Source organism: Shimazuella sp. NTD248, assembly GCF_059510395.1.
This window is the reverse complement of the sequence record NZ_JCAJZT010000001.1, coordinates 355,589-374,950: the sequence shown is the minus strand read 5'-3', so window position 1 is coordinate 374,950 and position 19,362 is coordinate 355,589. Positions and strand designations below refer to the sequence as shown.

Here is a 19,362-nt window from a genome sequence, read left to right as displayed (position 1 = left end):
GATTACTATTCTTTTTCTTTATCATGATATCCTGCTTGTGCATACATTTCAAAAAGGGCATTTTGGACTTTTTTCACAGCATGCTCTTCTCCAGTTAGTTCCTCTGCAAACTCTGTATCGATATCTTTTTGTTTGGCTTCGTTTGCAGCCTTCGTATTATCCTGCATGCTTTCACCTCCATTTAGCGTTAACATTTCACAGCAAAGAAAAACTATGCACCTTGAAAAAGGAATAAGCTAGGAACATAATGAAGTAGTAAAACTGTAAAAGTTAGGAGTAGTGCTTGTGGAATGGTTATCTAATTTTTTCTATGCATTTATCGGTGGTTTTGCCCGCATTTTTATTAGTTCTTTTATCCTTTGGATGATAGGAATTGTCGGTCTACTATTTATGGAATTATTTAATAATGAGGAGTTTCAATTCCGTGTCTATCTTCAAAAAGTATGGAAGGTATTATTGATCTCATTTCAAATAGCAGCATATGGCAGTGTGGTAGTTGGTTTGTTTTTATTATTCAAAACAGAAGAGTATTTAACTTACACACTTTTAACAATTGATGGTATTTTGTTATCCATCCTCTACATTAGTCTTCGCCGTCGTCTCGGTAATTTTCGTTCCAAAGATAACAACCAAGGCGACAAAACATAGGATTATTCTTGAACGAAATGTTTATGTTTACATTTTTTAACCGTTATAGGATAATATTTTTTAAAACATTTTTTGGTTAGGGCTGAACGTAATGATACTTGTACAAGAGCTATTTCAAAAAGCGGCTACGTATTTACCTCCCGAAGAGGTGGCCAAGCTTGAAAAAGCTTATAGATATGCGGAGAAAGCACATGATGGACAATTACGGAAATCGGGCGAGCCTTACATCTTACATCCTGTAGCAGTTACAGAAATTTTGTTAGATTTGCAGATGGATAGTTCTACTCTTATTGCTGGTCTGTTGCATGATGTTGTGGAAGATACAGGGATAACCTTAGCGCAAATCCATGAAGAATTTGGAGAAACGGTTGCATCATTGGTAGATGGATTGACGAAGCTGAAAGGGTTTAAATTTCGATCCAATGCTGAGCATCAGGCCGAAAATCATCGCAAAATGTTTATTGCGATGGCAAAAGATGTACGAGTTGTTCTCTGTAAACTCGCAGATCGCCTGCACAATATGAGAACCCTGCAACATCTGCCAGAAGAGAAGCAGCGAAAGAAAGCGGAAGAGACATTAGAGATTTTTGCACCACTGGCTCATCGATTAGGGATTTCCAAAATCAAATGGGAATTAGAAGATCGGTCTCTGCGCTATATGAATCCTCAACAGTACTACAAAATTGTTTCCATGATGAAGAAAAAACGAACAGAACGGGAAGCTTTTTTGAGTGAAATTATTGAAATGCTGTACGACAAATTCACAGAGATGGATTTGCAGGTAGAAGATATTTCTGGTCGCCCCAAGCATATTTATAGCATTTATCGCAAAATGAAAAACCAGCATAAGCAATTTCATGAGATTTATGATCTGATGGCAGTTCGTGTGATCGTAAACTCTGTAAGGGATTGTTATGCTGTGCTTGGTATGATTCATACCATGTGGAAGCCAATGCCTGGTCGTTTTAAAGATTATATTGCTATGCCCAAGACAAATATGTATCAATCCCTGCATACTACTGTTTTAGGTCCTAAAGGGGAGCCGATTGAGGTGCAGATACGGACCATGGAAATGCACCGGATCGCAGAGTACGGAATTGCAGCTCACTGGGCTTATAAAGAAGGTGCAAATGTAGGAAAACAATCTTTTTCGGATAAGCTAAAATGGTTTAGAGAAATGATGGAATTACAATCAGAGTCACGAGATGCAGAAGAATTTGTGGAGAGTCTGAAGATGGATTGGTTCACAGATACTGTTTTTGTGTTTACACCTAAGACAGATGTGATTGAACTGCCTGCGGGTTCCGTACCGCTTGATTTCGCTTATCGTATTCATACAGAAGTGGGAAATAAATGTGTTGGGGCAAAAGTGAACGGCAATATTGTGCCGCTTGATTATAAATTACAGACAGGAGACAAAGTACAAGTTCTCACGTCGAAACATAGCTATGGACCTAGCCAAGATTGGCTCAAATTAGTAAAAACATCTCATGCCCGGAATAAAATACGCAGTTGGTTTAAAACCCAACGAAGAGAAGAGAGTATCATCAAGGGAAAAGAGATGGTAGAAGCGCTTCTCAAAAAGCATGATTACGATATTAATGAAGCGATGAAATCGGACAAGATGATTGAGGTTTGCAAGCGATTTAATTTCCCTAATACCGATGAGATGTTAGCAGCTGTAGGATATGGTGGAATCTCAACCGCACAAGTGGTACATCGACTGACTACTGGTTTGAGAGAAGAATTGCCGCCTATCATTCCCGAAGTGAAGACTACTCCCCAACGTCGCCGACGATTGGATGTAGGTGTGCGAGTAATAGGGGTAGATAATGTGCTCGTGAGATTGTCTCGATGTTGTCATCCTGTTCCAGGGGAAGAAATCGGTGGATTTGTAACCCGTGGAAGAGGGGTATCGGTTCATCGGGCTGATTGTCCTAATTTGCAAAGTGTGGAATTAGACAGACGGGTAGAGGTCGAATGGGAAGGAGAACCTGCGGCTTCATATCATGTGGATATCGAAGTATCTGGCTATGACCGCCTCGGATTGTTGAATGATGTGCTTCAAGCAGTCAATGATACAAAGGCAAACTATAGTGCAGTTAATGCAAAAGTTCATCCAAAAGGATTTGCGAATATCCAATTGACCGTAGCCATTCGTAATATTCATCATTTACGATCTGTAGTAGAACGAGTTAAAGGTGTACGGGATATATACAGTGTACAAAGAACAGTTGGACAAGGGTGATTGATTTGCGAGTATTGTTACAGCGTGTAAGCAAAGCAAGTGTTACAGTAGATGGGAACATCGTAGGAGCCATTGATCACGGGCTCCTTTTATTTGTTGGTTTTACAGACGGTGATAGTGAAAAAGAAATCGTATATCTTGCTGATAAGGTAGTGAACTTGCGAATATTTGAAGATGAACACGGAAAAATGAATAAATCACTGCTGGATGTGGGGGGCAGTATTCTTTCCGTTTCCCAATTCACGCTTTATGGAGATTGTCGAAAAGGAAGAAGGCCTAATTTTATGGCAGCAGCACGTCCAGAAGAAGCGCTATCCTTATATGATAAATGGAATCAAGAACTTCTTGCCAAAGGAGTTAAAGTGGAAACAGGAATTTTCGGGGCAATGATGGATGTGGAATTAGTAAATGACGGACCAGTCACCCTTATCTTGGATAGTTTTTAGTTTTGCGTGCTATAATGAGATGGAGTAAAAGGAGGATATTTTATGACAATCGATCAACTTTCCATTAATACTATCAGGATGTTATCCATTGACCAGGTTGAACAAGCAAATTCTGGACACCCTGGTTTACCAATGGGTGCGGCCCCAATGGCTTATACGCTTTGGGCTAAGCAATTAAAGCACAATCCTCAAAACCCAGATTGGTATAACCGTGATCGTTTTATTTTATCGGCCGGGCACGGTTCAGCACTGTTGTATAGTTTGCTACATTTATTTGGATATGGTTTGACTATCGATGACTTAAAAGAATTCCGCCAATGGGGCAGTTTGACACCAGGTCACCCAGAGGTGAAACATACAGTTGGTGTAGAAGCTACAACAGGTCCGCTAGGGCAAGGGATTGCCAATGCAGTCGGAATGGCTATGGCAGAACGTCATTTAGCAGCAACCTATAATCGTGATGGATATGATGTAATCGATCACTTTACATATGCAATATGTGGTGACGGAGACTTGATGGAAGGTATTGCTCAAGAAGCAACATCTTTGGCAGGTCATCTACAACTAGGCAAATTGATCGTATTGTACGATTCGAATAGTATATCCCTCGATGGCGATCTTTCCAAATCTTTTTCCGAACAGACATCCAAACGCTTTGAAGCCAATGAATGGCAAGTGTTGCATGTAGAAGATGGAAATGATATGGAAGCTATTAATCAAGCTATCGAACAAGCAAAACAAGAATCGTCGAAACCAACTTTGATTGAAGTACGTACGATCATTGGCTATGGCAGCCCTGGCCGCGCTGGAACATCCGAAGCCCATGGGAAACCACTTGGTGCGAAAGAAGTAGCAGGTGCACGTCTTGCTTACAAATGGACAGAGGAAGCTCCTTTTTATGTGCCTGCTGAAGTATCTGAAAACTTCTCTGCGATCAGAAATGAACTAGCGAAAGCCGAAACGCAGTGGAATCAAATGTTTGAAAGCTATGCAAAGGAGTACCCAATCTTAGCAAATCAAATCAAACAAGCATTTGCTAGGGAATTGCTCACAGATTGGGCAGAACATCTGCCAACTTTTGAAGCAGATGAAAAGGGAATTGCTACAAGAACAGCATCTGGAAAAGCGCTGCAAGTATTGGCGAAAGAAATTCCAACGCTCTTTGGAGGATCAGCAGACTTAGCATCTTCTAATAGTACGACAATGAAAGACGATGCTAATTTTGGTGCCGACGATTATGCAGGCCGCAATATTTGGTTTGGGGTTCGCGAGCATGGGATGGGTGGAGCATTAAATGGAATGGCACTGCATGGAGGGCTTCATGTTTTTGGTGCTACTTTCTTAGTTTTCTCTGACTACCTGCGTCCGTCTATTCGGCTAGCGGCACTTTCGCAGTTACCAGTGACTTATGTTTTTACTCATGATAGTATTGCTGTCGGCGAAGATGGACCAACACATGAGCCAGTAGAACACATCCCATCTCTGCGCTTGATTCCTGGATTGAAAGTGGTTCGACCTGCTGATGCAAATGAAACCGTTGCTGCATGGGAATATGCATTAAAGTCACAAGATCATCCTGTTGCCCTTATTTTAAGCAGACAAAACCTGCCTGTGCTGCCTGGAACAGTTGGCAAAAAGATAGAGATCGTAAAACAGGGGGCATATGTTGTTTCGCCAGCGCAAGGTGAGGAAAAGGGAGTGCTCATTGCTACTGGCTCTGAAGTAGCATTAGCAGTAAAAGCACAACAAAAGCTGGCAGAAAAAGGCGTACATGTACGAGTAGTAAGTATGCCATGTCGGGAAAACTTCGATCACTTGACTCATGCGGAAAAAGAAAACATCATCCCAAGCAATCTCACCGCACGTGTTGCGATTGAAGCAGCACATCCTATGGGCTGGGATAAATATGTGGGAGAAAAAGGAACAGTAATCGGTATCAATCACTTTGGAGCTTCTGCACCTGGAGACCTGTTACTCAAGAAATTTGGATTTAATGTGGAAAATGTAATGGAACAACTGGAGAAATTACTGTAAGAAAGGTATACAAAAGCCTGATCCTTATCGATCAGGCTTTTTTTTATGAGGAATTATTGTTATCGTTGCTGCCTTGCCTGATCATCGTGATCAGGCAAGGCAGCTTTAGACCGTCTGCCATATTTCACATACAGTCTTGGGTTTCACCTTGGTTTTATCTTCATCTTGATATAATGCTTCCTTAGGTGGGAGATAGTTGTTGTAGAACTTTACCGTGCAGATAATAGTGGCTTTACCACTGTCTCCTTCTACCTCATGGTAGGTGAACACCTTCGTGACCAGAGGAGTTCCATTTTTGGTTGCTGTCGCAACAATGATGAAGCCATCCTCCTGAACGGAGATGCTGAAGTTGTCCAGTAACAGCCTTTCATCTGCATCGTCAGGGTCTGGATAGCTTTTGTTCTGCCCCAACTGTTGGAGAACATACCCCATCAATTGATAGTACCAATCCCGATCCTGTACGAATTCGTCTCTGGGTTCCACTGCTGCCTCGATTCTTCAGGTGACAAGGTGTTCCTATATATTATCACAAATTTGTTTATTTTATTTTTCTGCTTCGAAAACGTCGGACACCCTTGTCCTTGAAAGGGGACAGGGGTGCATTGTGCCGAAAGAACTACCTACCAGAAGCGGATGTCTTCCGGACCAACTTCATCAAAGTTCTTGGTGATGGGTTCGATGATCGGAATCTGCTTTCCCAACTTATTTCCATTCACCTCTCGGATGTATTCAGTGATACTCACGCGCCCCTCGGATGAGATGGAGATTCTCCGAACCCTTGTGACCTTGTGCATGTCGTTCTTCCATCCCTCTGCTGTGAAGAAAAGCTTGTTGCCTGCGAAGAAGATGGTGTAGTTGGTAAGAACATACGTCTCTAGTCCGTAAGTGACATGGTCCTCGGTGGGAGGTGACAAGGGAGTAGGGACCTCAGTATTCAAGCCTTGGTTTCGAAGCCAATCATTGATCGGCTCGACCTGATGAAAGACTGTTTGAAGTTGGTTCACCGTTATCCCTTCTGTCTGACGGTGTGGAGCTATTATAGCATGTGTTTAGAAAGTCCTCATGTAAAGAGATTGTTAATTTTATTATTTCCTATCGGATAAGTATATTTTAGATAAAACGCACGAGTGCCCAGTTAGTATTCATATAGAACACAAACTGGGCACTCACTCAGTTGCTGGAACTACAGTTCGAAGAAGGAGCGGAACTTCCCGAAGGTGACCTCTCCCAAACGGCAGGGTTCATTCTCCAGAATGGAGATGGGCTGTTCCCCTGTCACGTTTTCAACTGTGACAAGGAGGACAGGAACAGGGAGTTCCTCATCATCCTGAACCGTGAAGATCAACTTCCTCGAATCGACGGTTACAACCTCAAGCTTGCCTTCATTTTGTTCGGACTCGAAGGTGTGCTTGCCAGCCAGGACGATTTCCAGCGTCTTGGCATCCTCCGAAATCTTGACTGTTTCGATCTTGATTTCGTCACCTTCAAGCGAGGTGTTTTCCAAGACCAGCATCAACTTGATGCCGGAGAGGTGAAACGGAACCCTGTTGCTGAGCAATTGGTTGAAGCGTACAGCCAGTTCCTTGATGTCTCGGATCATGGTGTCCATCAAACAAGGAGGCATTCCATCCCTTTTTTCTCTAGGGGACTTGATTATGAATAATCATACTATGGAGCTCATAAAAATACAATCACTAAGGAATTAATTTTGCTATTGCTACAGCATAAACAATCCAGCCAGCGATAAAGGCAACTCCACCGATTGGTGTAATGGCTCCGAGTACTTTTACATTTGTAAGCACCATGATATACAGACTTCCAGAGAAAAAGATAATACCGACGAAGATCAACCAAGCAGCAGTCGTGAGCAATCCGCTATTGCCAAATTTGGCCATGGTTAATGCGATAATGATGATGGCTAGAGCATGAACGATATGGTAATGAGCACCTGTTTGCCAATTGGCGAGCATTTTTTCACTTACTTTACCTGCTAATCCATGTGCTCCAAAAGCTCCAATTGCTACAGCAAGCGCCATTAAGATACTTCCAAGAATAAAAAATAGTTTCATTTTTAACCTCTCACCTTCGTATGTAATCGCAAATATTGTAGCACACTTGGGTTCCTATAAAAATGTTAGCGGTTTCACAAATACATCTATTCTGTCACAAAATAGACATAATTAAGAGCGTTTACATTGTAAATATTAGATGTTTATATGCTTGACACCACAACATAATCTTCATATAATCTTAAACAAAGATTACACTTTCTTTCACATACTTCATTGCACTAATACATTCAACTACATACGAACCACCAATGATGGGAATAGTAATCGAGTAACGAACTTGAAGAGAGGAGAACTCATAGGCTGTAAGGTTCTCCAGTTACGATTCGGCGAATGACACCCAGAGGTTCTAGTGCGAAACCAGTAGAGGGAGTAGAGCTAGACGCATATCCTGCGATAACGGACAAGAAGTGGAAAACTTTTTATCTGTTTTCAATTAGGGTGGTACCACGGGTTTTTTAAAGATTGTTTACCAATCTCTCGTCCCTGACAATAAGGTCAGTGGCGGGAGATTTTTTAATTTCAATAAAAGGAGGTCAGCAAAAAATATGGGTATTCCACGCGGTACATATGATATCTTGCCAAACGAGGTGACTACTTGGCATTACTTAGAAAAAGTAGCCAGAGAATTGTGTGTGCGATACGCTTATGAAGAAGTACGTACACCAATTTTTGAAGAAACGTCCCTTTTTGAGCGGGGGGTCGGAGAGACGACAGATATTGTGGAAAAAGAAATGTACACCTTTTTGGATCGAAAAAAACGATCTTTGACCCTTCGTCCAGAAGGTACGGCAGGTGTTGTTCGCTCCTTTGTGGAGAACAAAATGTATGGAGAATCGCTTCCTGTAAAGCTGTATTATTTTGGACCAATGTTTCGGTATGAACGTCCGCAAGCAGGAAGGTACCGTCAGTTTCACCAGTTTGGAGTAGAGGTATTTGGAAGCGATGACCCAGCACTCGATGCTGAAGTCATTTCGTTAGGTCTCGCGTTTTATCGAACACTCGGGATTTCAGGTGTGCAAGTTGGGATTAATAATGTTGGGACTCCAGAGATCAGAGCTAAATATTTTGAAAAATTGATCGAATACTTTGCCCCTTTTGAAGCGGAACTAGATCCAGATGCGAAGTCACGTCTTTATCGCAATCCGATGAGGATATTAGACAGCAAGGTGAAACGAACACAAGAAATAGCTGCAAATGCTCCATCCATCTTAGATTCACTAGACAAAGCAAGCATGGAAAATCTCGAAAGTGTCCAATTTTACTTACAAGAACTGCAAGTTCCTTTTCACGTAAATGATCGTTTGGTTCGTGGCTTGGATTACTATACTCAAACTGCTTTTGAGTTTGTGATCGAAGGATTGGGAGCACAGGCTGGAGTGATTGGTGGCGGAGGACGCTACAATGGCTTAGTTCAAGAATTAGGTGGTCCGGAAGTTCCAGGAATAGGGTTTGGCATAGGGCTGGAAAGAGTTTTATTGGCTTTAAAGGAACAAAATGTGGCTATTCCATTCTCCAAACCGATGGATTGTTATCTTGTTACGATGGGTGAAAAAGCGCAAGTTGCTTCTGTTCGTTTGCTCGGAGAGCTGCGTGAGGCAGGTTTAAAGGCAGAACGGGATTACTTAGATCGTAAGATGAAAGCTCAATTTAAAACGGCTAATCGTTATAAAGCTCGCTATGTAGCCATTCTTGGTGATGAAGAATTAGCAAGTGGTAAGATTCAAGTGAAACAGATGGAAACAGGTGAACAAAAATCCATAGCGATGGATCAATTGGTTTCCTATTTATTGGAGGGAAAGTAAAAAAGATGTTTCGAACGCATTATATTGATGCTTGTGTACAAGCATTAGATGAACAAGTGACCATAAATGGATGGGTACAATCCCGTCGAGACCTAGGTGGAGTTATTTTTCTTGATATTCGTGATCGTACAGGTACGATGCAAGTAGTGTTCAACCCTGATATTTCTGCAGAGGCTGTAAGCATAGCCGATTCGGTAAGAAGTGAGTATGTAGTGTCCATCACAGGGAAAGTGGTAAAGCGCTCAGCTGATACTGTTAATCCTAATATTTCTACTGGTGAATTAGAAGTGAAGGGAGAGCAAATACATCTCTTTAATCCAGCAAAAACACCACCTTTTCCGATTCAAGATCGGGTCGATGTCGATGAGAGTGTCCGCTTAAAATACCGCTATCTCGATCTGCGTCGTCCAAAAATGCAACAAACGCTGATGCTCCGCCATAAAGCGATGCAAGTAGTTCGCAGATATTTGGATAGCCAAGGGTTTGTAGAACTAGAAACGCCGATTCTTACTAAAAGTACTCCTGAAGGTGCACGTGATTATTTGGTTCCAAGCAGAATCCACAAAGGGGAGTTTTACGCCTTACCTCAATCCCCTCAGCTCTTTAAGCAATTGTTTATGGTCGCTGGAATGGAGCGTTATTTTCAGATCGCTAGATGTTTCCGAGATGAAGACTTGCGTGCAGACCGGCAGCCGGAATTTACGCAAATCGATTTAGAAATGTCCTTTTTGCCTCTAGAAGATTTATTTACCATGATGGAAGAAATGTTTGTAACCCTTTGGAAAGAGACACTTGGTGTAGATATCCAAAGTCCTTTTCCGCGCATTTCTTATCGAGAAGCGATGGAGCGATATGGTTCAGATAAGCCTGACCTCCGTTTTGGGATGGAATTAGTTGATGTTTCCCAAGCTTTGCAGCAAAATTCTTTTCAAGTATTTCAAAACGCTATCCAATCTGGCGGTGTATTAAAAGCAATCGTAGTTCCAGGTAAAGCAAACTGGAGTCGGAAAGAAGTAGAGACTTGGGTGGGTGTTGCACAAGAACTCGGGGCAAAAGGGTTAGCTTGGCTAGCTTTCAAAGAAGAAGGAGTGAAAGGATCTGTCGCTAAGTTTGTCTCGGAAGAGGAAATAGCAAAGATCAAAGAGTTAACAGGAACATCAACAGGGGACGTCATCTATATCATGGCAGATCAACCAAAGGCTGTCGCAAATGTGATGGGTGAGCTTCGTTTGCGTCTTGGTCGAGCACTTGACTTAATAGATGAAAGTAAATATGCATTTGCATGGATTACCGAATTTCCGCTGTTTGAATTGGATGAAGAATCGGGTCAGTATGTTCCAGCGCACCATCCATTTACGATGCCAGTGGAAGAAGATATTCCATTATTGGATAGTGATCTTGGAGCAGTCCGCTCCCAGGCACATGACCTCGTACTAAATGGATATGAATTGTCTAGTGGAAGTCAGCGGATCTACAATCGTGAACTGCAAATGAAAATGTTTGATCTGTTAGGAATTTCACAAGAAGAGGCAAAATCGAAATTCGGCTTTTTGCTAGATGCTTTTGAATTTGGTGCACCGCCTCATGGCGGCATGGCATTTGGTTTTGACCGAATCATCATGTTACTAGCAGGCGTAAAAAATCTGCGTGAATGTATTGCTTTCCCAAAAACTGCTAGTGCCAGCGATCTCATGACAGAGGCGCCTTCCGAAGTAGATGAAAAACAACTGACAGACCTCCATATTAAAATATCAAACAAACATGCAGTGCGATAAAAATTTAAAAATGGTTTATTATTTTAAAACGCTAAGATGAAAAATCTTAGCGTTTTCTCCTGTCTATAAAGTTTCGAGCTGTTTTATTTGGAAAAGTGTGAAAACATTTCAAAAAATAAACCGCTTTCATTCTGGTTTTTGTTGCCTTCTGGTAATCTTTATGCTACTATAAATGTAAGAAAAGACCCTGCGATGTGCGAGGGCCACCGAAGTTTTGAGCCAACACTTTTTCTGCGGGAGCTTGGGTCATCTGTTGGACTGGGAGCCTCTTTAAGGGGGATCTACGAATGCAGATGCAAAGCACCCACCTGCTTTTGAATACGGGCAGGTTCAAAACTTAGGAGCCACGGCATAACGGGGCTTTTTTTGTTTTATACTATTTACAAGTAGAAAGGGGTTAAGGTATGAAGTTGAGATTTGGCATAGATATCGACGGGACAATTAAAGATACCCATAAAGCGGCAATAGAAGTCTATAACAAAGAGTTCGGCAAAGAAGTACATATAGAAGATGTACCTGATTTTTATTTAGATAAACCATTTGGTCTTACACCTCAAGAAGGCCGTAAAACATGGCGCCGGTTAGAAGAGAAGATATACACACTCGGTTTACCTCTTCCCCATGCTTCTGAAGTGTTGAATAATCTCGTCAAGGATGGGCATGAAGTTTATTTTGTTACTGCTAGACCAGGGATGGAGAAAATCCGTCGTGTGACGAAACTCTGGCTTAAAAAACATAACTTCCCGTACAACGGGAGAAATCTTCATATGAACTCGATCAATAAAGCAAAGGTGGCAAAAAAACTAGGAGTTGACTTGTTTTTCGAAGATGCAGAAGAGCATTTAAATAAGTTAGTTGCTGGTGGAATCCCAACAATAGTCGTAGATGCTTGTTACAATCGTCATCTCCATCCTAATTTACCTCGTATTACAGATTGGCACGATGTATATGAGATTGTGGAAAAGTTCCAAGAGTTAAAAAAGTGTTAATGTTTGGCTGAGGATAAAATATAATAGAGAAAGATTTCACTCCATATTATTTTTTGAGGGATAAGTGAGGAGAAATTTGGTTTGGGACAGGCAAAACAAATTTATGCGTGTATGGTTGCTGGTAGATGATCATCCATTTTCTGTTGATCGTAAATATAAAGGGGATGGTAATTCCCCTCACTTATTTACTAGGATCGAAAGTATTTGTTCAAGATCTTTCTTTAGGGAAGGATCGTTAATATTACCTTCTGTATCAATCTTTAAACTAACTTGTGGAACGCTTAAGGCTGCTCCCTCTGGAATATAGGCGCTGATCATGCCCAGCGTAAGCAACAGCGACCTCATCGCCTCTTCTCCGCCAGTAGTCATAGGTGAGGCACTAATAACAGCAGTTGGTTTATCGATAAATTCACCTGATGAGACGATCCAATCCAGTGCGTTTTTTAATACTCCTGGTACTCCTTTTGCATATTCAGGTGTACTGATAATGACTCCATCTGCCGATTTGAGTTCTGAGCGAAATGCTTCTACTTCTGTATAAGCTTGATCATGGTCGATATCGGGATTGAAGTGAGGAAGTTTCCCCAATTTATCTGTAAGTGTAAATGTTACATTCTCTGGTGCAAAATTCCCTATGTGTTTTAATATTTTTGTGCTAAAGGAGCTTTCTCTCAAACTGCCGGAAATAGCTAATATTTTTGTTGGTTTATTCATGTTGTTCTCCACCCTTCCTTTTCCCTTTGATCCAATTTAGATGCTCGATTAATTTTCCTTCGTATCCCATTGAGCTAGGTTGATATATTTGCTTGTTCTTATGTTCCAAAGGTAAATATTGCTGTTCAACAAAGTGATTTTCATAGTCATGAGGGTACTTATATTTTTCTTGCTTATGATTTTGAAGGTGAGCAGGGACTTCTCCATCGTATTCTTTTTTTACGATCTCCATTGCTTCATTAATACCTTTGTACGCAGAATTACTTTTGGGTGCTGTGGCTAGGTAGAGAGCTGCTTCAGCAAGGGGAATGCGTGCTTCCGGCATACCTACATATTCAACAGCATGAGCGGCGGCTGAGGCTACCATCAATGCTCTAGGATCAGCAAGACCGATATCTTCCGCAGCTTGTATCAATATCCGCCGGGCAATAAATTTTGGATCTTCTCCAGCTAGGAGCATTTTAGCCAAATAATATAAAGTTGCATCTGGATCAGAACCTCGCATACTCTTGATAAAAGCAGAGATCGAGTCGTAATGACCATCTCCTTTTTTATCATAACGGATGCGCTTCTGTTGGATGGACTCTTCCGCTACAGCTAATGTTACATGGCGAATTCCTTCGGAATTGGGTCTTGTCGTGATGACAGCTAAATCCAAAGCATTTAAAGCATGTCTTGTATCCCCACCAGATTTTTGTGCGAGGTGGGTGAGAGCTTCATCCTCTATTTGACATTGGAAATTACCTAAACCTCTTTGTTTATCCTCAAGTGCACGTTTTAAAATCGAGATTACTTCAAGATCCGTCAGCGGTTTCAGTTCAAATACTAGCGAACGCGATAACAAGGCGGTGTTCACTTCATAGGAAGGATTCTCTGTCGTAGCACCGATGAGAATGAGTCCGCCATCTTCTACATCTGGCAATAGAACATCTTGTTGTGCTCTGTTTAGTCGATGTATTTCATCAATAAATAATATGGTTCTTACATTTTCCATGGCAAGTCGATGAATAGCATCTTTTGCTATTTGTTTAATGTCATTTGCACCAGTACCAACAGCATGAGCTTTAACAAAGGCAGCATTTGTGCTGTTTGCAATGATCTCAGCTAATGTTGTTTTACCTGTACCAGGAGGCCCATGTAAAATGAGAGATGTGAGCTGATCTGCTTCAATGGCACGTCGCAATAAGGTACCTTTACCAATTATGTGTTTTTGACCAACGAATTCTTCTAAAGTATGCGGTCGCATTCGTGCTGCGAGTGGACCTTTTGTCCGTTTTGCTTCTTCGCTGAGATGAGTAAATAAATCCATGGAAATCACTCCTTTTATTAAACCAAAATTATCCAAGAAAATTCGAAAATCATTTATAAAGAAAACTTGGCGATGTGTCTTGCCTTTCAAGGCGCAGACAGAGGCCTAGTTGCACTTATGCACCTCAGACATGGGCACAAGTCTCGCTACGTCGCTATGCTCCTAGTCTCGCTTTGTAGATAAGATACAATTTATACACTCTTATCTACTAAAAAAACAAGACAGGTAAGAAGATTTCTCGTATAGTAGAGGATAACTAGCTTTATCTTTAGGAGCTCACGTAAGAAGATATTGATTTATGAAATGTTTTCGTTATGATAAAAATGAATGAGGTGTTATTTTGAAGATATCGACAAAAGGGCGATATGGTTTAACGATTATGATGGACTTAGCAACACGATATGGACAAGGTCCGATCCCTTTAAAGCGGGTAGCAGAAAGACATGATTTGTCTGAACATTATTTAGAGCAATTGATTGCACCATTACGTAATGCTGGATTAGTTCGCAGTATACGTGGAGCATACGGCGGTTATAAATTAGCAAAATCTCCAGAGGAAATTACTGCTGGGGATATTATCCGTGTCTTAGAAGGGCCTATCAGCCCTGTAGAATTTACGGAAGAAGATAATCCGGCCAGACGCGATTTATGGAAGCGAATTCGGGATGCAATAGCAACTGAACTCGATTCTACCACACTGGCAATGCTTATCCAATTTGATTCAGATGGTAATACTGATAACTATATGTTTTATATCTAAAGATTGGTGGAAAACCTCCTGTTTCTTTGCTGTTTTATCAAAAGGAGGTGATTCTTGCTATTTGTAGAATATATGTTCTTAGGTGATCTAACACAATTTTTTGTGTGAAAAAGGATGATCCTAATAAATAAGCTCAGGAAAAAAATATATGGAATGTGATAGCATATGTTGATTTATTTGGATAATGCTGCAACCACTCCGCTTGATGCAGAAGTTCGAGAAGCTATGTTACCATATCTGGAAGGCCTGTTTGGAAATCCTTCTAGTATTCATGCTTTTGGTCGACAAACGCGGGCAGCTATTGACACGGCAAGGAGCCAAGTAGCAAGTGCTATTGGTGCTGAACCTAGTCAGCTTGTTTTTACAAGTGGCGGAACGGAAGCAGATAATCTTGCACTCATCGGTATTATGCATGCTCAACCAGCAGAGAAAAAGCATTTAATCACGACGCAAATCGAACACCATGCAGTGTTAGACGCATGCAAGTATTTGGAGCGTTTTGGTTATGATGTTACATATTTGCCTGTGGACAAGTTTGGAAGGATACAGGTAGAAGATGTAAGAGCGTCTATTCGACCGGATACAGCTCTTATTTCTGTTCTGCATGGGAACAATGAAATTGGTACAATCCAACCAGTGGAAGAGATTGGAGAGATTGCTAGGCAGGCTGGAATACTCTTTCATATCGATGCAGTGCAGACTTTTGGATCAGAGCCATTAGATGTTCAGAAATTGCCAATCGACTTAATGAGCTTGTCCAGCCATAAAATTTATGGCCCAAAAGGGATAGGTGCTCTTTACATTCGAAATGGAGTCAAAATATTACCACGTGCATTAGGTGGAGCTCAAGAAAGACGAAAACGAGCTGGAACGGAAAATATATTAGGCATAGTTGGCTTTGGAAAAGCCGCAGAGCTTGTAAAAAAACATCATATGCAAAGACGGGATCATCTTGTCCAAATAAAAAAGTCATTTATAGAAAAATTGCAAGCTGAATCGATAAATATAGTTATCAATGGGCACCAAGAGAAATGTCTGCCTCATATAGCAAATATTAGTTTTCCTGGAGTGGAGACAGAAACTTTATTGATTCAATTAGATATGGAGGGAATTGCAGCAGCTAGTGGTTCTGCGTGCACATCAGGTACATTGTCCGTATCGCATGTACTAAAAGCAATGCAATTACCAGAGGAAATAACCATTTCTGCCATAAGGTTTAGTTTTGGAAAAGATAATACGATAGAAGAAATAAAGGCAGCTACAACCAAAATAGGAGAGGTAGTTCGCCGTCTTTATAGATAAGGAGCTGGAGAAAGTGGAAGATTGGGAACAGCGGGTAGATGGGATTAATTGGAAAACGATGTTGGCGGAGATCGACCAAGCATTGTTGGATAATTTAGCTGCCGAAATAGGCTTTCGCTCCTATGAAAGTTTAGAGAATGCGTCAAGTTTTGTAGCAGAGGATTATCATATTTGTTACTTATCTGATAATCGCTGGGCTTTCTGGAATCCACATACATATACCAGAGAAGACCCGTTATTTTTTGATGATAAAGATAGCGTTATTGATCATATTGCCACTATGTTTGGTTTAGAAGAAGAAAAAGTAGAACAGCTGAGAAAAGGGATGGACCAAGTTCACCAAGCGCACAACTGTCAATATTGTAAATACGAATTTTTGCCTGAAACCGGTACGATGGAGTGGGACACCAAAAAGTACTGCTCAGCTGAGTGTGCCATGGAATCTGTGTTACATGAAATGAAAGAAGACTTTGTAGAATGAGTAATAGTTTTGTCAAGGGGATGGTTCTTCAAGAAGTGTTTTTTAGTGAAGATACAGGATATGGTGTATATAGAATAGAAGTGCAAGAGGCTTCGGACAAATCAGTATCGGATGAGATAACGATTGTCGGTCATTTTTTGCGTCCTATTGCAGGAGAGAATTACTCATGTGAAGGAGAATGGAGAGAACATCCTCGTTTTGGAAAACAATATGTGGTCTCCAAAATAAACAAGGAACTCCCCAAAACAGAACAAGCGATCATCAAATATTTATCTAGTGGCTTATTTCATGGGATTGGAAAAAAAACAGCAGAAAAAATTGTCGCTGGGCTAGGGGGAAACGCTTTACACATCATTGCGTCTAACCCTGCTGCCTTAGCAGAAATTCCTGGAGTATCGAATACCCAAGCAAATACGATAGCAAACAGTCTAGGGGAGCATCAAGCTTTGGAAGAAGCGATGGTCCTCTTATATGAATACGGACTAGGTGCTGCTTTAGCACTTAAAGTAGTACAGCGTTTTAAACAAGATACAGTTAAAGTGATTAAGGAAAATCCATACCAATTAATTGATGATATCGAAGGGATCGGATTTTTTAAAGCAGATGAAATTGCAAAAGCACAAGGATTTCCACCCCATGCTCCCGAAAGATATGAAGCAGCTATTTTATATTCCTTACAAGAAGCATCCAATGAAGGCCATGTATTTTTAACTCGCCAAGAAGTAGAAACTGCGTCTCAAAGTCTTTTGGGTATCATGGAAGTTTCTATTTTTGAAGATGCTATTGGCAACTTATTGGAACAAAAGAAGGTCATGATGGAAGAAGATCGTGTTTACTTGGTGACCTTATTTTATGCAGAAGTAAATATGGCCTTAAAATGCCGCCAAATGATAAGTCAAAACATCGAAAAAACCTTTCCTGCCACTGATTTATATGAAGCGATTGGTGAGTTGGAAGAAGAATTTGAAGTTCATTATGCGGAGAGTCAGCGAGAAGCGATGATGATGGCTCTCTCCTCTCCGTTAATGATTTTAACCGGAGGTCCGGGAACGGGAAAAACAACAGTCATTCGAGGTCTGTGTCATCTGTTTGCGAGACTGCATGAACTAAATTTGGATGTAGATATAAACAAAGGAGAAAACCTCCCTATTCGTCTTGTAGCACCAACTGGAAGAGCTGCTAAACGCATGACTGAGACAACTGGAATACCCGCAATGACCATTCATCGATTACTCGGATTCCGAGGTGGTTTTTTCGATCATGATGCCGATAATCCAATTAAGGGATCTTTGTTAGTGGTCGATGAAACTTCTATGTTAGACATATGGCTTGCCAATCAACTTTTCCGAGCGATTCCTCCTACCATGCAAGTAGTATTGGTTGGAGATGCTGATCAACTTCCGTCTGTAGGACCTGGGTTAGTATTGGAACATTTGTTGCAAGTCCCCGATATTCCTAGAGTTCAGCTAACCGATATTTTTCGACAAGCGAAAGATTCATCCATCATTCAGCTTGCTCATTCGATTCGCAAAGGGGAGTTACCTGACAATTTACTTATCCCATTATCAGACAGACGTTTTTTTTCTTGTCATGTGGAACAAGCTGTTTCGATTATTGAACAAACGTATGAAAATGCCATTCGAAAGGGCTATACCCTTTTTGACATACAAGTACTTGCTCCCATGTACAAAGGGCAAGCGGGCGTAAATCGAATAAATGAAAAAATACAAACGATTATCAATCCAAAACGAGAAGGTGTCAAAGAAATAACATGGGGAGATACGGTTTTTCGTTTTGGAGATAAAGTATTACAATTATCCAATCATCAAGACCATCCGGTATATAACGGGGATATGGGACTTATTTCTGCAATCGATAATTCTGCTAAACCAGATGATCCTGTACTTTGGGTACAGTTTGATCGGCAAGAGGTTCCCTATAAACGAAATCAATTGGGACAATTATCTCTAGGTTATGCTTGTTCTGTACATAAAGCTCAAGGCTCTGAATTTCCTATCGTCATTTTTCCGTTCTTGCCTTCTTATCACCGTATGCTGGCAAGAAATTTGATTTATACGGGGATAACAAGAAGTAAATCTTACCTTATCCTATGTGGAGAAGTGGACGCGATGCGCAGGGGCGTAGAAACAACAGGGGAAGCGAGAAATACTGCTTTAAAAGATTTAATTCTCGATGAATGGTAATGGAAAGACTTCCTTCGTATTAACAAAGAGAATCGAGTTACACTAAGGGATAGCGGGAGGAGGATGAATACCTTGCGCAAATCCCAGGAAGTGATAGGACTTACTGTCACCGCTCAGGAGTCTGGAAGACAGTTGGGTGCGGTTGTCGATCTTTTATTTAACAACGAGCAATTTTTAGTTGGTTGCATGTTAGAGCATTGTGGTTGGTGGCGCCATCGACGGTTTCTCCCCGTCAAAAATATTATCCAAATGGGCAGAGATACTGTAATGGTGGAGAGTGCAAAATCTCTTGTCCCATTCACCAAAAAAGAGGAAGCGTTTACAAGTCTCCTCAATGGTGATAAGCGTTTAAAAGGACGTACCGTACTACTTACCAATGGAACTTTCCTTGGATTGGTAGAAAATGTCTATTTTTCTCTCGATATGGGAACATTGGTAGGGTACGAGTTGTCAAATGGTCTTCTAAATGATTTAAGAGAAGGCCGCAAATTGTTTCAAGTTGAAGAGCCAGTTGATTGGAACAAAGATATTTTGATCGCTCCAGAAACTGGCTATGTAATAAAAGAAATGCTTTAAAG

At 41.0% G+C, this 19,362-nt stretch carries 19 protein-coding genes, 1 other RNA gene and 1 other annotated feature; of the genes, 13 read left to right on the top strand and 7 right to left on the bottom strand.

Annotated features, from left to right (window positions below):
• Positions 1 to 5: 5 nt before the first annotated feature.
• Entirely contained in the window at positions 6 to 167 is a 162-nt protein-coding gene (locus AC5WOE_RS01965) for a hypothetical protein (RefSeq protein ID WP_496048315.1), read from the bottom strand.
• Between the two features lie 118 nt (positions 168 to 285).
• On the opposite strand from AC5WOE_RS01965, the gene AC5WOE_RS01960 reads away from it, so the two are divergent.
• The 4 genes from AC5WOE_RS01960 (at position 286) to tkt (ending at position 5,376) form a co-directional block, all read left to right on the top strand.
• Positions 286 to 648, top strand: coding sequence for a hypothetical protein (locus AC5WOE_RS01960; RefSeq protein WP_496048314.1), 363 nt, complete (start codon positions 286 to 288; stop codon positions 646 to 648).
• A gap of 91 nt (positions 649 to 739) precedes the next feature.
• Entirely contained in the window at positions 740 to 2,896 is a 2,157-nt protein-coding gene (locus AC5WOE_RS01955) for a RelA/SpoT family protein (protein ID WP_496048313.1), read from the top strand.
• A 5-nt stretch (positions 2,897 to 2,901) separates the two neighbouring features.
• The gene (gene dtd / locus AC5WOE_RS01950; protein WP_496048312.1) at positions 2,902 to 3,342 is read left to right on the top strand and encodes a D-aminoacyl-tRNA deacylase; all 441 of its coding nucleotides are present in this window, start codon (positions 2,902 to 2,904) and stop codon (positions 3,340 to 3,342) included.
• A gap of 42 nt (positions 3,343 to 3,384) precedes the next feature.
• Positions 3,385 to 5,376 carry a transketolase gene (tkt, locus tag AC5WOE_RS01945; RefSeq protein WP_496051781.1) on the top strand — a complete coding sequence of 664 codons (1,992 nt, stop codon included), beginning with the start codon at positions 3,385 to 3,387 and terminating at the stop codon, positions 5,374 to 5,376.
• 105 nt (positions 5,377 to 5,481) lie between these two features.
• Here the strand turns inward: tkt and AC5WOE_RS01940 are convergent, their stop codons facing one another.
• The 4 genes from AC5WOE_RS01940 to AC5WOE_RS01925 all read right to left on the bottom strand — a co-directional run bounded on the left by AC5WOE_RS01940 (position 5,482) and on the right by AC5WOE_RS01925 (position 7,445).
• A complete protein-coding gene (locus AC5WOE_RS01940; protein WP_496051780.1) occupies positions 5,482 to 5,859 on the bottom strand; it encodes a hypothetical protein in 378 nt (125 codons plus the stop codon).
• Positions 5,860 to 5,996: 137 nt separating this feature from the next.
• Complete coding sequence (locus AC5WOE_RS01935) at positions 5,997 to 6,380, bottom strand: hypothetical protein (protein ID WP_496048309.1); 384 nt, start codon at positions 6,378 to 6,380, stop codon at positions 5,997 to 5,999.
• A 179-nt stretch (positions 6,381 to 6,559) separates the two neighbouring features.
• Positions 6,560 to 6,988 carry a hypothetical protein gene (locus AC5WOE_RS01930; protein ID WP_496051779.1) on the bottom strand — a complete coding sequence of 143 codons (429 nt, stop codon included), beginning with the start codon at positions 6,986 to 6,988 and terminating at the stop codon, positions 6,560 to 6,562.
• Positions 6,989 to 7,070: 82 nt separating this feature from the next.
• Positions 7,071 to 7,445 (bottom strand): DUF423 domain-containing protein, encoded by a 375-nt coding sequence (locus tag AC5WOE_RS01925; protein WP_496048307.1) that lies wholly within the window; start codon positions 7,443 to 7,445, stop codon positions 7,071 to 7,073.
• Positions 7,446 to 7,687: 242 nt separating this feature from the next.
• Positions 7,688 to 7,936 (top strand) — a binding site (T-box leader).
• Positions 7,937 to 7,993: 57 nt separating this feature from the next.
• Here AC5WOE_RS01925 and hisS point away from each other — a divergent pair.
• The 4 genes from hisS (at position 7,994) to AC5WOE_RS01905 (ending at position 12,014) form a co-directional block, all read left to right on the top strand.
• Positions 7,994 to 9,250, top strand: coding sequence for a histidine--tRNA ligase (gene hisS, locus AC5WOE_RS01920; RefSeq protein ID WP_496051778.1), 1,257 nt, complete (start codon positions 7,994 to 7,996; stop codon positions 9,248 to 9,250).
• A gap of 5 nt (positions 9,251 to 9,255) precedes the next feature.
• Positions 9,256 to 11,025, top strand: coding sequence for an aspartate--tRNA ligase (gene aspS / locus AC5WOE_RS01915; RefSeq protein WP_496051777.1), 1,770 nt, complete (start codon positions 9,256 to 9,258; stop codon positions 11,023 to 11,025).
• 181 nt (positions 11,026 to 11,206) lie between these two features.
• A non-coding RNA gene (ssrS, locus tag AC5WOE_RS01910) (6S RNA) lies at positions 11,207 to 11,390 on the top strand.
• A 39-nt stretch (positions 11,391 to 11,429) separates the two neighbouring features.
• Positions 11,430 to 12,014, top strand: a complete 585-nt coding sequence (locus tag AC5WOE_RS01905) for a 5' nucleotidase, NT5C type (protein WP_496051776.1) — start codon at positions 11,430 to 11,432, stop codon at positions 12,012 to 12,014.
• A gap of 177 nt (positions 12,015 to 12,191) precedes the next feature.
• Here the strand turns inward: AC5WOE_RS01905 and AC5WOE_RS01900 are convergent, their stop codons facing one another.
• Together AC5WOE_RS01900 and AC5WOE_RS01895 are read right to left on the bottom strand one after the other, a co-directional pair.
• Positions 12,192 to 12,728: an NADPH-dependent FMN reductase gene (locus AC5WOE_RS01900; protein WP_496051775.1), complete on the bottom strand. Its 537-nt coding sequence runs from the start codon at positions 12,726 to 12,728 to the stop codon at positions 12,192 to 12,194.
• The gene (locus AC5WOE_RS01895; RefSeq protein ID WP_496051774.1) at positions 12,721 to 14,037 is read right to left on the bottom strand and encodes a replication-associated recombination protein A; all 1,317 of its coding nucleotides are present in this window, start codon (positions 14,035 to 14,037) and stop codon (positions 12,721 to 12,723) included. Before AC5WOE_RS01895 ends, AC5WOE_RS01900 begins: the two co-directional genes overlap by 8 nt.
• Positions 14,038 to 14,377: 340 nt before the next feature.
• On the opposite strand from AC5WOE_RS01895, the gene cymR reads away from it, so the two are divergent.
• From cymR to AC5WOE_RS01870, 5 genes are all read left to right on the top strand, one after another.
• Positions 14,378 to 14,797: a cysteine metabolism transcriptional regulator CymR gene (gene cymR, locus AC5WOE_RS01890; protein WP_496048301.1), complete on the top strand. Its 420-nt coding sequence runs from the start codon at positions 14,378 to 14,380 to the stop codon at positions 14,795 to 14,797.
• A 165-nt stretch (positions 14,798 to 14,962) separates the two neighbouring features.
• Positions 14,963 to 16,099, top strand: coding sequence for a cysteine desulfurase family protein (locus tag AC5WOE_RS01885; RefSeq protein ID WP_496048300.1), 1,137 nt, complete (start codon positions 14,963 to 14,965; stop codon positions 16,097 to 16,099).
• A 13-nt stretch (positions 16,100 to 16,112) separates the two neighbouring features.
• Positions 16,113 to 16,580, top strand: coding sequence for a hypothetical protein (locus AC5WOE_RS01880; RefSeq protein ID WP_496048299.1), 468 nt, complete (start codon positions 16,113 to 16,115; stop codon positions 16,578 to 16,580).
• Entirely contained in the window at positions 16,577 to 18,784 is a 2,208-nt protein-coding gene (gene recD2 / locus AC5WOE_RS01875) for an SF1B family DNA helicase RecD2 (protein WP_496051773.1), read from the top strand. The genes AC5WOE_RS01880 and recD2 overlap by 4 nt, the downstream gene beginning before the upstream one ends.
• Positions 18,785 to 18,856: 72 nt before the next feature.
• Positions 18,857 to 19,360: a PRC-barrel domain-containing protein gene (locus tag AC5WOE_RS01870; protein WP_496048297.1), complete on the top strand. Its 504-nt coding sequence runs from the start codon at positions 18,857 to 18,859 to the stop codon at positions 19,358 to 19,360.
• The last annotated feature ends 2 nt before the right edge of the window (positions 19,361 to 19,362 follow it).

Excerpts from the sequence above, each read along its gene's own strand:
- AC5WOE_RS01965 (WP_496048315.1), bottom strand. The coding sequence starts at position 167 with ATGCAGGATAATACGAAGGCTGCAAACGAAGCCAAACAAAAAGATATC.
- AC5WOE_RS01955 (WP_496048313.1), top strand. The coding sequence starts at position 740 with ATGATACTTGTACAAGAGCTATTTCAAAAAGCGGCTACGTATTTACCT.
- tkt (WP_496051781.1), top strand. The coding sequence starts at position 3,385 with ATGACAATCGATCAACTTTCCATTAATACTATCAGGATGTTATCCATT.
- AC5WOE_RS01925 (WP_496048307.1), bottom strand. The coding sequence starts at position 7,445 with ATGAAACTATTTTTTATTCTTGGAAGTATCTTAATGGCGCTTGCTGTA.
- hisS (WP_496051778.1), top strand. The coding sequence starts at position 7,994 with ATGGGTATTCCACGCGGTACATATGATATCTTGCCAAACGAGGTGACT.
- aspS (WP_496051777.1), top strand. The coding sequence starts at position 9,256 with ATGTTTCGAACGCATTATATTGATGCTTGTGTACAAGCATTAGATGAA.
- AC5WOE_RS01905 (WP_496051776.1), top strand. The coding sequence starts at position 11,430 with ATGAAGTTGAGATTTGGCATAGATATCGACGGGACAATTAAAGATACC.
- AC5WOE_RS01900 (WP_496051775.1), bottom strand. The coding sequence starts at position 12,728 with ATGAATAAACCAACAAAAATATTAGCTATTTCCGGCAGTTTGAGAGAA.
- AC5WOE_RS01895 (WP_496051774.1), bottom strand. The coding sequence starts at position 14,037 with ATGGATTTATTTACTCATCTCAGCGAAGAAGCAAAACGGACAAAAGGT.
- AC5WOE_RS01885 (WP_496048300.1), top strand. The coding sequence starts at position 14,963 with ATGTTGATTTATTTGGATAATGCTGCAACCACTCCGCTTGATGCAGAA.
- recD2 (WP_496051773.1), top strand. The coding sequence starts at position 16,577 with ATGAGTAATAGTTTTGTCAAGGGGATGGTTCTTCAAGAAGTGTTTTTT.